Raw genomic sequence first — 12,570 nt, 5'->3', positions numbered from 1 at the left:
CCGTTCCATGAGGGTCCGACGGGGCTGCCGCCCGGACCCGGAAGGCAGGAGACCGCACAGCTGATGACGGAACGACCACCGCAGCGCATCCCGAACCGCCAGCTCGCCGCGCTCATCGCCGAAGCCGGGTTCTCCCACGCGGGGCTCGCCAGACGGGTGGACCAGCTCGGCCTGGAACACGGTCTCGACCTGCGGTACGACAAGACCTCCGTGACCCGCTGGCTCCGCGGGCAGCAGCCGCGCGGCACCACGCCCGCGCTCATCGCCGAGGTCTTCACCCGCCGACTCGGCCGCCGCCTCTCCGCCCAGGACCTCGGCCTCGACGCCTGCGCGCCCGTCTACGCGGGCCTGGAGTTCGCCGCGACCCCCGAGGAGGCCGTCGACATCGTCAGCGGCCTGTGGCGCAAGGACTCCGGCAGCCACGCGGAACTCCGCAAGATCGCCTTCACCCCGGCGGGCCTGGTCGTCCCCAGCCGCGACTGGCTGATCGGCCGCGCGGACGACCGGGTGGCACGCGGGGACCTTCCGTCCGGCCCCGGCCCCCGCTCCTTCACCACGACGGCGAGCACGACCCTGACCGAGGCCCGGGTCCCGCACGACCCCCGGATCGGGCACGACACGCGTCTCCCGAACGACCCCCGGGTCCCGCCCCAGGGCCGCTTCTCCGTGCCACGCCAGCGCGGTACGGACCGGGGGCCCGGCCAGCGGGTCTCCAGCGGCGACATCGCCGCCCTCCGCTCGGTCGGCGAACTCTTCCGCACCCTCGACCACGCCTACGGCGGCGGCCACGCCCGCCAGGCCCTCGTCCGCTACCTGGAGCACGAGACCGAACCGATGCTGCGCGGGACCTACGGGGAGGCCGTCGGCCGGCGCCTCTTCGCCGCCGCCGCCGACCTCACCCGGCTCGCCGGCTGGACCTCGTACGACATCGCCGCCCACGGCCTCGCCCAGCGCTACTTCGTCCAGGCGCTGCGCCTGGCCCAGGCCGCGGGGGACCGGGCCTACGGCTCGTACGTGCTCCTCACCATGAGCTGCCAGGCCGTCTACCTCGGCCACGGCAGGGAGGCCGTGCAGCTCGCCCGGGTCGCCCAGCAGGGCGTCGGAGCCGCCGCGCCCCCCGTCGTCCAGGCGATGCTGCACGCGGTGGAGGCGCGGGGGCACGCGGTCCTCGGCGAGGCACGCGCGTGCAGTGCCTCCCTCGTACGGGCCGAGCGGGCCCTCGATGCGGCCCGGCCTGGCGACGAGGTGCCGTACTGGGCCCGGACCTTCGACGAGGCCCAGCTCGCCGACGAGCTGGGGCACTGCCACCGCGACCTCCAGCAGTACCGGCCCGCCGCGCAGCACGCCGAACGGGCCCTCCAGCTCCGCGCCCCCGGCTTCGCCCGCAGCCGGCTCTTCTGCCGGGTCGTCCTCGCCACGTCCCGCCTCGCCCTCGGCGAACTGGACCAGGCGTGCGCGCTCGGGGCCGAGGCGGCGCAGCAGGCCTCGGAGATGCGGTCGGCCCGGGCCGTGGAGTACGTACGCGACTTCGAGCGCCGCCTGGAGCCGTACCGGGACGCGGCGGCGGCGCGCACGTACCGCGACCGGGTGGCCGCGATCGGCTGAGGGGGCGGCGGGGGAGCCGAGCCCCGGGCCCGCGCGCTCGTGGCCCACGCCCGCGACCGTGGCCGCCGTGGCCCCTCCTCAAGCAGCCTCCCCGTGCGCCTCTCCTCGTGGGGGGACCCGGACGCCCAGGTCCGTCAGGAGGGCTCGGGCGGCTCGGGCGGCGGAGGAGAGGGCGCCCTGGGGGGTGGCCGTGGCGCGGTGGTCGCCGCAGACGTAGAGGCCCGAGAGCAGCCGGACCGGGCGGCGGGCGTCGTGCGGCGGGGTCATCGCCGGATACGCGTCCCGGGTGTGGCGCAGGCCGATCAGCTCCCATTCGTCGGTGGACGTCCCGTACAGCGTGGCCAGGTGCTTGCGGACCCGCCGTTCCGTGTCGTCCGGCGGCGTCCCCAGCACCGTCGAGGTGATCAGCGCCCGGCCCTCCGGCGCCCGGCGCGGGTCGACCGCGCTCATCACGGCCGTGTGCGCCACCGGCCCGCCCGGGTCGGACTCCAGGAGCAGCGTCGGGTCCCCCGCGGGTGCCACGGGCGCCGTGTGGTGGAGCACCGTCACCGAGTGGAAGGCAGGCGTCCGCAGGCCAGGAAGCAGCGCCGCCGCCGTCCGCGCCCCCGTCGCCAGCAGTACCGAACGGCACCGGAACACCCCGTGCTCCGCCGTCGTGACCCGGGTGACGGACGCCTCCGTCACCCGTACCCCGGTACGGACCGTGCCCGGCGGCAGCGCGGCGGCGAGCCGCTCGGGAAGCGCCCCCGAACCGCCCTCGGGGACGGCCGCCCAGCCCCGGGCGAAGGCGCGCAGCGCCAGGTCCGCGTGGCGGCTCGACGTGCCGAGGTCCGGGTCGCCGAGGAGCGCCGCGAGCAGCGGCCGCAACACCCCCTGCACGGTCCTGGCGGGCAGCCGCGCGGTGAGTGCCTCGCGCGCCGTCCGCTCGGGCCGGGTCAGGAGACGCTGCGTCGGGGTCGCGGCGAGCCGGACGAGGGAGGCGCCGAGCCGCGCCTGGTCGAGCGAGTACGCCGGATGACGGGGGGCGCTCGCGAGGGCGCGCGCGACGCTGAACGCTCCCCCCACGCTCCGGTTGCCCCCGCCCCTGGCCGCTCCGGCGACCCGGCGCGGATGCGGAGCGCCCCATCGCGCGTACCGCCCGTCGCTGTGCACGAGCACTCCCGGGGCGAAGGGGCGCAGCACGAGGCCGTCGAGCCCCGGGGTGGCCCGCAGCTCCTCCGGCGACAGGGTGAGCACGGGCCCGACCCGGTCGAGGAGGAAGCCGTCGACGGTGTCGGTCGCCATCCGGCCCCCGATCCGGGACTCCGCCTCCAGGACGGCGACGGACAGCCCCGCGCCGGTCAGCCGCTGGGCGGCCGCGAGCCCCGCGACCCCCGCTCCCACGATCACGACGTCGACGGCCTCCACGACGTCCGTACGCTGTGCGTTCCTTGCGCTGTCTGCGCTGCTGAGCACGTGCCCCTCCCCAGGTCGGCGCGGCCGGTGGGAGGCCTATGCCCCCAACGAGCCCCCGGAATGCCCGAGTTCGCGGTTCGGGTCGAGCCTAGGCAGCGCTCCCACGGGTGCCAGCCGCGCGTACCGGGGGTGCGTGCGGCACGGGGGAGCGCAGAGGCGCGGAGACCGGTGGTCCCGGGGTACGAGGGGAGCACCCCGCTCCGCCGCCCGGCGCCCTCGTCAGGCCGCCCGCCGCCGCTTTCCCGCCGCGCGCCGCCCGCCGTCAGCGCTCAGCCGGCCGCCGCCCTGATCGAGTCGTCGATCGTCGGGAACGCGAAGTCGAAACCGGTCTCCAACAGCCGCCCCGGCAGCACCCGCTGACTGCCCAGCACGTCCTGCGCGAAGTCCCCGAGGACCGCCTTCAGGGCCGGAGCGGGCACGGTGAACAGGGTCGGACGGCGCAGGACCCGGCCCATCGCCGCCGTCACCTCGCGGTTGGTGACCGGGTCGGGGGCCGTCAGGTTCACCGGGCCGGAGAGCGACGGGGTGTCGACGAGATGGCGCAGGGCGGCCACCTCGTCGTGGAGGGAGATGAACGACCAGTACTGGCGGCCGTCGCCCATCCGTCCGCCGAGCCCGGCGCGGAAGACGGGGAAGAGCCGCCCCCAGGCCCCGCCCTCGCGCGCCACCACCAGGCCGGTACGGGCGTAGGTGACCCGGATGCCCGCCTCCTCGGCGGGAGCCGCGGCGGCCTCCCACTCCACGCAGACCTCGGGCAGGAAACCCGTGCCGGAGGGGGCGCTCTCGTCGACCGCGCGGCTGCCGGTGTCCCCGTACCAGCCGAGCGCCGTGCCGCACACCAGGCTCTCCGGCGGCTGCGCCAGCGAGGCGAGGGCCTGGGAGACGGCCATCGTGCCGAGCACCCGGCTGTCCCGGATCTCCTGCTTGTACGCCTCGCTCCACCGGCGCTCGCCGACCCCGGCGCCCGCCAGGTGCACGACGGAATCGACGCCGACGAGCCCGGCGGCGTCGACGTACAGCCGCTTGGGATCCCATTCGACCTCGTCGGCCGCCCGGGCCGGGCGGCGGACGAGCCGGAGGACGTCATGGCCGTCGGCGCGCAGGGAGCGGACGAGGGCCGAGCCGATGAGCCCGGAGGCGCCGGTGACGGCGACACGCTTGCGGGTGGCGGAACGCTGCATGGGGTCATCCTGCCCTCCCCGGCCGGGCGCATGGCACAGTGGCCGTCATGAGGGTGTCGGAGACAGGGATACGCGGGGCCGCAGCCGGGGACGCGGACGCCCTCGGCGCGCTCGACCGGGCCGCCTGGTCGCCCCTCCACGCGGTGCTGCCCGCGCCCGTCCCGCCGTACGAGCCGTTCTTCGACGAGCGCCACCGGCCCGATGACTACCTGGTCGCGGTGAGCGAGGGGGCCGTCGTCGGCTATGTCCGGGTGGCGCCGCCGACCCGGCTCGCGTCCAACGCCCACGTACGCCAGATCCAGGGCCTCGTCGTGGCCGAGTCCGTCCGTGGGCGGGGTGTGGCGCGGGCGCTGCTGCGGGCCGCGATGGACAAGGCGCGCGCGGACGGCGCCGTCCGGATCACGCTCCGGGTCCTCGGGCACAACGCCCCGGCCCGAGCGCTCTACGCCTCCGAGGGCTTCGCGGTCGAGGGTGTGCTCCCGGGGGAGTTCCTCTTCGACGGCGTGCCCGTGGACGACGTGCTCATGGGCCGGTCACTCACGGAGTGACGCCGGGCGGCGGTGGTGAACCTCTCCTCCACCTCCGCGAGGTTCGCCCACCCCCACAGGGCGGCCTGCGCGGCCGGCAATCGGCGGCATCCGGTCCATGCCCCACGCGCTCGCCGCCGAGTACGCCAAGCAGGGCATCCGCTTCACCGCCGTCCAGCCCGGCTCCCTCTCCTCCGGCATGACCGACGGCACCGGCGCCGGACGCCGCAGCGTCGGCCCCGGCCTGCCCGAGGACACCGCTGGACCCTCTTCGCGAAGCTCGCCCCCGCCCTCGGCCAGGGCTTCGCGGATCCGAGACCGTCGCGGGGTTCGTCGCGATGCCGGCGAGCGAGGACGGAAGGTTCGTCACCGGCACCGAGATCCGCGTCGACGGCGGCACGCCCTTCTGACGAGCGCCCGCCGGCCCGGCCCGGCCGGCGAGGGACGCCCCGGCCGGCCTACCCGGCGCCGAAGCGCTCCCACAGCCGGGGGAAGCGGCTGGCCAGCACCTCGTCGTCCGCCAGGTCGAAGGGGGTGCCGAGCGGCTCCCCGCCCGGCATGGGGATGCCCAGATCGGGCGTCTCGGCGCCGGTCAGCCGCTCGTACGCCTCGTCCGCCGCGAAACCGATCTCCTCACCGTCCCCGTCGATCTCCACGTCGAAGTCGCCGAGCAGCTCCGCCAGCGCGTCCGGATCGTGCACCGCGCCCTCGTAGACCTCCCGGCCCTGCCCGATGAGCCAGCAACGGAACGAGTCGAAGGTCTCGTCCCCCGCCCCGTCGAACAGCACGGCCGCCGCGCCCCACAGGTCCCAGAGGTACGCGCGGTTGTAGCGGGCCTCGAAGTGGCGCGCGTAGTCGAGCACGGAGTCGGGGTCGAGGCGGGTCAGCCGCTCCACGAGCAGATCGGCCTGCTCCTCGGGGTCGCCCTCGGCTTCCTCGCGGGAGGTGTCGATGATCTGCCAGAACTCCGTCTCGTCCATCACGGGACAAGCATCCTGGTTCGCAGGACGCGACGCACCCGGAAAGGCCGAATCAATCAGGACAGAAGGTGTCGTCATTTGCTGACACGCTGGTGCCCATGACGACTGAGACGAAGCCACTGCACGGACGGATCTGCCTGGTCGCGGGCGCCACCCGAGGAGCCGGACGGGCCATCGCCGTCCAGCTCGGGGCCGCCGGCGCCACCGTGTACGTCACCGGCCGCACCACCCGCGAGAAGCTCAGCGAGGTCGGCCGGGCGACCGAGACCATCGAGGAGACCGCCGAACTGGTGACGGCCGCCGGCGGGGAGGGCGTCGCCGTCCCCACCGACCATCTGGAGGTGGAACAGGTCCGGTCCCTCGTCGACCGGATCGACCGGGAGCGGGGGCGGCTCGACGTCCTCGTCAACGACATCTGGGGCGGCGAGCACCTGGTCATCGCCGGCTTCGGCAAGAAGATCTGGGAGATGGAACTCGCCGACGGCCTGCGCATGCTGGAGCTGGGCGTGAAGAGCCACCTCGTCACCAGCGCGGCGGCCACACCGCTGCTCGTACGGCACCCCGGATGCCTCCTCGTCGAGGTCACCGACGGCACGGCCGAGTACAACAACACCCGGTACCGCGAGAACATCTACTACGACCTCGCCAAGAACGCGCCGATCCGGATGGCGTTCGGCCTCGCGCGCGAGCTGGAGCCGTCCGGCGGCACGGCGGTCGCGATCACTCCGGGCTGGCTCCGCTCGGAACAGATGCTGGACCACTTCGGCGTGACCGAGGACAACTGGCGCGACGCCGCCGAGAAGCTCCCCGACTTCGCCGTCGCCGAGTCCCCGGTGTACGTGGGCCGCGCGATCGCCGCCCTCGCCGCCGACCCCGACCGGGCCCGCTGGAACGGCCGGTCCCTCTCCAGCGGCCAAATGGCGAAGGAGTACGGCTTCACCGACGCCGACGGATCGCGGCCGGACGGCTGGGGCTTCATCATCGCGAAGGAGACGGACGAGAACGCGTCCGTGGACGACTACCGGTAGCCCCGGCCGGGCCCGCCTACCCGTACAGCTCTCCCAGGCCCCGGGCCGCCTCCGCGAACCGCTTCCGGAGCGTGTCCGGGGCCAGCACCTCCGCCTCCGGACCCAGACCCAGGAGCTGACCGAAGGCGACCTCCTCGTTCTCGACGCGCAGGCGCACCCGGAGGCGGCCGTCGGTCTCGGCGGTGCCCGCCGCGAGGGCATCCTCCGCCGCCGCCCGGTCCGTCACGTACGGAAGCCGCCGCGCTCCCGCCGCCGTCAGACGCAGGACCGCCTCGGCCCGGAGGAGGGAGCGCGTGAACTCGTGGGAGCGGTCGGACCAGAACGCGGGCAGGTCGAAGTCCGGATCCCGCTCGAAGCGGTCCTCGCCCACCGACACCGCCGTGAACCGGTCCACCCGGTACGTACGGAACGAGCCGTCCGTCCACGCGCACGCGTACCAGACGCCCGCCTTCAGGACGAGCCCGTACGGCCGCAGCTCCCGCTCCACCTCCGTACCGCCCCCGCGCCGGTAGCGGACCCGGACGCACCGGTCGTCCCAGACCGCCTCCGCGAGCGCCGGGAGCAGCTGCGGGGTCACCGGCTCCTGGTACCAGCCGGGCGCGTCCAGGTGAAAGCGCTGGGCCGCCGTGCGGGGCGCGTCCCGCAGCGAGGGCAGCAGCGCCGCCGACACCTTGAGCCGGGCCGCCGACGCCGCGTCCTCCAGGCCCATGTCCCGCAGCGCGCCCGGCAGTCCGGACAGGAACAGCGCCTCGGCCTCGCCGCGCGCCAGGCCGGTGAGACGGGTACGGTAGCCGCCGACGAGCCGGTACCCGCCGGTCCTGCCCCGGTCCGCGTACACCGGAACCCCCGCCTCGGAGAGGGCGAGGGCGTCACGGGTGACGGTCCGTTCGGACACCTCCAGCTCCTCGGCCAGTTCGGCCGCCGTCATCGAGGGACGGGACTGGAGCAGCAGGACCATCTTGATCAGCCGGGCGGCACGCATGAACCCATCATGCGTGCCCGCACCGACAGTCGGGCCTCAGAGGCCGTAGCGCTCGCGCGCCTCCTTCACGGACGTCGCCCGCACCTCGCCGCGCCGCGCGAGCTGCGCGAGCGCCGCGACGACGATCGACTGGGCGTCGACGCCGAAGTGGCGGCGGGCCGCGTCACGGGTGTCCGACAGGCCGAAGCCGTCGGCGCCCAGCGAGGACCAGTCCTGCTCGACCCACTGCGCGATCTGGTCCGGGACCTGGCGCATGTAGTCGGAGACGGCGAGGACCGGGGAGCCGACGCCCTCCAGGGCCTGGCGGATGTACGGCACCCGCTCCTCGCCGCGCAGCAGCGCAGCGTCGGCCTCCAGGGCGTCGCGCCGCAGCTCCGTCCAGGAGGTCGCGGACCACACGTCGGCGCCCACGCCCCACTCGGCGGCGAGCAGCTTCTGCGCCTCCAGGGCCCAGTGGATGGCCGTGCCGGAGGAGAGGAGCTGGATGCGCGGGGCGTTCGCCGGGAGGTCGAGACCGGCCGACTCCGCCGTGTTGAACCGGTAGAGGCCCTTGACGATGCCCTCGTCGATCCCGGCCGGCTTGGCCGGCTGCGGCATCGGCTCGTTGTAGACGGTGAGGTAGTAGAAGACGTTCTGGTCCTCGCCCTCGGCGGCCTCGCCGTACATCCGGCGCAGACCCTCCTTGACGATGACCGCGACCTCGTAGGCGAACGCCGGGTCGTACGTCAGCGCCGCCGGGTTCGTCGCCGCGATCACCGGCGAGTGGCCGTCGGCGTGCTGGAGGCCCTCACCGGTCAGGGTCGTACGGCCCGCGGTGGCGCCGACGAGGAAGCCCCGGCCGAGCTGGTCGCCGAGCTGCCACATCTGGTCGGCGGTCCGCTGCCAGCCGAACATGGAGTAGAAGATGTAGAACGGGATCATCGCCTCGCCGTGCGTGGAGTACGCGGTGGAAGCGGCGATGAAGTCGGCCATCGAACCGGCCTCGGTGATCCCCTCGTTGAGGATCTGACCGTCGACGGCCTCCTTGTAGTACATCAGCTGGTCGCGGTCGACCGGCTCGTACGTCTGTCCCTTCGGCGAGTAGATGCCGAGCGACGGGAAGAGGCTCTCCATACCGAAGGTGCGGGCCTCGTCCGGGACGATCGGGACCCAGCGCCTGCCGGTCTCCTTGTCGCGGATCAGGTCCTTGACGAGCCGTACGAACGCCATCGTCGTCGCCATCGACTGCGAGCCGGAGCCCTTGTCGAAAGCCGTGAAGGCCTTCTCGGCCGGGGCCGGAAGCGGGGCGAGCGGCTGGGTGCGGCGGGCCGGGGCCGGGCCGCCGAGGGCCGCCCTGCGCTCCTGGAGGTAGCGGACCTCGGGGGAGTCGGCGCCGGGGTGGCCGTAGGGCACCTGGCCGTCGGCGAACCGCGCGTCCGGGATCGGCAGGTCGAGCAGGTCGCGCATGTTCTTGAACTCGTCGTTCGAGAGCTTCTTCATCTGGTGGTTCGCGTTCTTCGACGCGAAGCCCTCACCGAGGGTGAAGCCCTTGACGGTCTGCGCGAGGATGACCGTCGGCGCGCCCTTGAACTCCAGGGCGGCCTTGTACGCGGCGTACACCTTGCGCGGCTCGTGGCCACCGCGCGAGAGGTGGAAGCACTCCAGGATCTTGTCGTCGCTCAGCAGCTGCGCCATGGCGACGAGCGCCGGGTCCTTGCCGAAGAAGTCCTGGCGGATGTAGGCGGCGTCGCGGGTCTGGTACGTCTGGACCTGCGCGTCCGGCACCTCGCGGAGGCGGCGGACGAGGGCGCCGGTGGTGTCGAGCGCGAACAGCTCGTCCCAGGCGTTGCCCCACAGCGACTTCACGACGTTCCAGCCGGCGCCGCGGAACTGGGCCTCCAGCTCCTGCACGATCTTGAAGTTGGCGCGGACCGGACCGTCGAGGCGCTGCAGGTTGCAGTTGATGACGAAGGTCAGGTTGTCCAGACCCTCGCGGGCGGCGAGGGCGAGGGCCGCGGTCGACTCGGGCTCGTCCATCTCGCCGTCACCGAGGAACGCCCACACGTGCGAGGCGGAGACGTCCTTGATGGCGCGGTTGGTCAGGTAGCGGTTGAAGCGCGCCTGGTAGATCGCGGAGAGCGGGCCGAGACCCATGGAGACGGTGGGGAACTCCCACAGCCAGGGGAGGCGGCGCGGGTGCGGGTAGGAGGGCAGGCCGTTGCCGCCCGACTCCTGCCGGAAGTTGTCGAGGTGGGCCTCGTTCAGGCGCCCGTCCAGGAACGCGCGGGCGTAGATGCCGGGGGCGGCGTGACCCTGGATGTAGAGCTGGTCGCCGGAACCGGCCGCGTCTCCGGAGTCCTTGCCCTTGAAGAAGTGGTTGAAGCCGGTCTCGTACAGCCAGGCGGCCGAGGCGAAGGTGGCGATGTGGCCGCCGACGCCGTACTTGGAGCCGCGGGAGACCATCGCCGCCGCGTTCCACCGGTTCCAGGCGGTGATCCGGCGCTCCATGTCCTCGTCGCCGTCGAACGCGGCGCCCGTCGGCTCGGCGGAGGTCGGGATGGTGTTGACGTAGTCCGTCTCCAGCAGCTTGGGCAGGGCGAGGCCCGCGCCCTCGGCGTGCTGGAGCGTGCGGCGCATCAGGTAGGCGGCCCGGTGGGGGCCGGCGGCCTTGGTGACGGCGTCCAGGGAGGCCGCCCACTCGGCGGTCTCCTCGGTGTCACGGTCCGGGAGCTGGTCGAGCTCGCTCGGAGTCTTGCCTACGGGATCGGTCATGATCGCCGCCTTCCGGACAGGTGGGGTGGAGAAGGGGTGCCGTGTCTGGCAGGACAGGGCGAAGGGCCGGGTAGCGGCCCGCCGAAGACTGTAAGCCGCCGATCGATGATCGATCAAAGGGTTGAAGGGGAAAACCTCTTCAGATCGAGAAAGTCGGCACAGGGTGCCGCGAAACAGGGCACCCGGTGCCGGATTTTCCCCCCGTTTTCGCAGGTGGGAGCGGCTTTCTGAGAAGATGCCCGCACGAATGAGCGGGCCCACCGGACGGTGGACCCGCTCACTGTGCGTGCAGCTATGGCTTCAGGCCCTCGGCGCGCAGCCCAGCACATGCGCCTTCACCAGCGCGCCGATGTTCGGATCGCCCCTGCGGAAGGCCTCCACCAGCTCCTGGTGCTCCTCCGCGTACGACTTCTGGACCGTGCCGAGCCAGCGGATCGACAGGGCCGTGAAGACCTCGATGCCCAGCGTCTCCCAGGTGTGCAGGAGCACCCCGTTCCCCGCGGCCTTCACCAGCTCCCGGTGGAACGCCACCGTGTGCCGCACCTGCGCCGTCCCGTCGGAGGTCGCGTCCGCCTCGTACAGGGCCGCCACGTGCGGCTCCAGGGCCGAGCAGTCCGCCGCGAGCCGCCGGGCCGCCAGCTCGGCCGCGATCTGCTCCAGACCCGCGCGTACGGGGTAGCTCTCCTCCAGGTCCGCCGCGGTCAGATTGCGGACCCGGACGCCCTTGTTCGGCGCCGACTCGATCAGGCGCAGCGACTCCAGCTCGCGCAGCGCCTCGCGGACCGGGGTCTGGGAGACCTCCAGCTCGGTCGCGATCCGGCGCTCCACGATCCGCTCGCCCGGCTTCCAGCGGCCGCTGACGATCCCCTCCACGATGTGCTCGCGGATCTGTTCGCGCAGCGAGTGGACGACGGGGACGGTCATGAAGGCTCCTCGGGGAGTGTTGACCCTTAGACAATACGGCGGCGCCCCCGCCCGGAAACACTTCCGGACGGGGGCGCCGCAGGTGAGGCTCGTTACGTTGCCAGTCGGGCGTACGGCCCTCACACGGCCTTACAGACCGAGGTCGACCTCGAACTCGCCGGCCTCCAGGATCGCCTTGACCGCCGTCAGGTAGCGGGCGGCGTCGGCGCCGTCCACCAGACGGTGGTCGTAGGACAGCGCGACGTACGTCATGTCGCGGATCGCGATCGTCTCACCCAGGTCCGGGTGGTCGATGACGACCGGACGGCGCACGGTGGCGCCGATGCCCAGGATGGCGACCTGGTTCGGGGGCACGATGATCGTGTCGAACAGCGCGCCGCGCGAACCGGTGTTGGAGATGGTGAAGGTCGCGCCGGCCAGGTCGTCCGGGGTGATCTTGCTGGCGCGCACGGCGCCGGCCAGCTCCGCGGTCTTCTTCGAGATGCCGGCGATGTTGAGGTCGCCCGCACCCTTGATGACCGGGGTCATCAGACCCTTCTCGGAGTCCACCGCGATACCGATGTTCTCGGTGTCGAAGTAGGTGATCGTGCCCTCGTCCTCGTTGATCCGGGCGTTGATGACCGGGTGGGCCTTCAGCGCCTGGGCCGCCGCCTTCACGAAGAACGGCATCGGGGACAGCTTGACGCCCTCACGGGCGGCGAAGGCGTCCTTCGCGCGGCCGCGCAGCTTCATCAGCTTGGTGATGTCGACCTCGACGACCGAGGTCAGCTGGGCCTGGCCGTGCAGCGCCTTCATCATGTTGTCGCCGATGACCTTGCGCATGCGGGTCATCTTGACGGTCTGACCGCGCAGCGGGGAGGTCTCGAGGGCCGGGGCCTTCGCGGCTGCCGGAGCGGCGGCGGGGGCCGGGGCGGCCTTCTTGGCCTCGGCGGCGGCGAGGACGTCCTGCTTGCGGATACGGCCGCCGACGCCCGAGCCCTTGACGGCGCCCAGGTCGACACCGTTCTCGGTGGCGAGCTTGCGGACCAGCGGGGTGACGTACGCGCCGTCCTCGGCCGGTGCGGCCGGAGCCGCGGGGGCGGGGGGGGCGGGGGCGGGGGCCGGGGCCGGGGTCTGGGCCGGAGCCTGGGTGGCCGG

10 protein-coding genes and 1 pseudogene are annotated in these 12,570 nt (G+C 73.4%); 4 read left to right on the top strand and 7 right to left on the bottom strand.

Annotated features, from left to right (window positions below):
• The first annotated feature begins 63 nt into the window (after positions 1–63).
• Positions 64–1,605, top strand: a complete 1,542-nt coding sequence (locus ACFWV2_RS09165) for a regulator (protein WP_384404058.1) — start codon at positions 64–66, stop codon at positions 1,603–1,605.
• A 78-nt stretch (positions 1,606–1,683) separates the two neighbouring features.
• Here ACFWV2_RS09165 and ACFWV2_RS09160 read toward each other — a convergent pair whose 3' ends face one another.
• Entirely contained in the window at positions 1,684–3,060 is a 1,377-nt protein-coding gene (locus ACFWV2_RS09160) for an NAD(P)/FAD-dependent oxidoreductase (protein ID WP_384404055.1), read from the bottom strand.
• A 269-nt stretch (positions 3,061–3,329) separates the two neighbouring features.
• A complete protein-coding gene (locus tag ACFWV2_RS09155) occupies positions 3,330–4,241 on the bottom strand; it encodes a TIGR01777 family oxidoreductase (protein ID WP_384404052.1) in 912 nt (303 codons plus the stop codon).
• A 47-nt stretch (positions 4,242–4,288) separates the two neighbouring features.
• On the opposite strand from ACFWV2_RS09155, the gene ACFWV2_RS09150 reads away from it, so the two are divergent.
• Both ACFWV2_RS09150 and ACFWV2_RS09145 read left to right on the top strand, forming a co-directional pair.
• Positions 4,289–4,789 (top strand): GNAT family N-acetyltransferase, encoded by a 501-nt coding sequence (locus ACFWV2_RS09150; protein ID WP_384404049.1) that lies wholly within the window; start codon positions 4,289–4,291, stop codon positions 4,787–4,789.
• A 3-nt stretch (positions 4,790–4,792) separates the two neighbouring features.
• Positions 4,793–5,178: pseudogene (locus ACFWV2_RS09145) on the top strand (SDR family oxidoreductase); the annotation flags it as partial.
• A 48-nt stretch (positions 5,179–5,226) separates the two neighbouring features.
• On the opposite strand, the gene ACFWV2_RS09140 reads toward ACFWV2_RS09145, so the two are convergent.
• A complete protein-coding gene (locus ACFWV2_RS09140) occupies positions 5,227–5,748 on the bottom strand; it encodes a DUF4240 domain-containing protein (protein WP_384404641.1) in 522 nt (173 codons plus the stop codon).
• Positions 5,749–5,846: 98 nt separating this feature from the next.
• Between ACFWV2_RS09140 and ACFWV2_RS09135 the strand changes: the two genes are divergently transcribed.
• A complete protein-coding gene (locus tag ACFWV2_RS09135) occupies positions 5,847–6,776 on the top strand; it encodes an SDR family oxidoreductase (protein ID WP_384404046.1) in 930 nt (309 codons plus the stop codon).
• 16 nt (positions 6,777–6,792) lie between these two features.
• On the opposite strand, the gene ACFWV2_RS09130 is transcribed toward ACFWV2_RS09135, so the two are convergent.
• From ACFWV2_RS09130 to sucB, 4 genes are all read right to left on the bottom strand, one after another.
• A complete protein-coding gene (locus ACFWV2_RS09130) occupies positions 6,793–7,758 on the bottom strand; it encodes a helix-turn-helix transcriptional regulator (protein WP_384404043.1) in 966 nt (321 codons plus the stop codon).
• 36 nt (positions 7,759–7,794) lie between these two features.
• Complete coding sequence (aceE, locus tag ACFWV2_RS09125; RefSeq protein ID WP_384404040.1) at positions 7,795–10,509, bottom strand: pyruvate dehydrogenase (acetyl-transferring), homodimeric type; 2,715 nt, start codon at positions 10,507–10,509, stop codon at positions 7,795–7,797.
• A gap of 300 nt (positions 10,510–10,809) precedes the next feature.
• Positions 10,810–11,433: a GntR family transcriptional regulator gene (locus ACFWV2_RS09120; protein ID WP_073806834.1), complete on the bottom strand. Its 624-nt coding sequence runs from the start codon at positions 11,431–11,433 to the stop codon at positions 10,810–10,812.
• Between the two features lie 129 nt (positions 11,434–11,562).
• Positions 11,563–12,570 (bottom strand): 2-oxoglutarate dehydrogenase, E2 component, dihydrolipoamide succinyltransferase (gene sucB, locus ACFWV2_RS09115; RefSeq protein ID WP_384404035.1); only part of this gene is annotated, 1,008 nt, incomplete at its 5' end.

The sequence above is a fragment of the Streptomyces sp. NPDC058671 genome (genome assembly GCF_042716475.1).
Classification (GTDB): Bacteria; Actinomycetota; Actinomycetes; order Streptomycetales; family Streptomycetaceae; genus Streptomyces.
The sequence above is the reverse complement of the archived record's forward strand: the minus strand, read 5'-3'. Positions and strand labels throughout refer to the sequence as shown.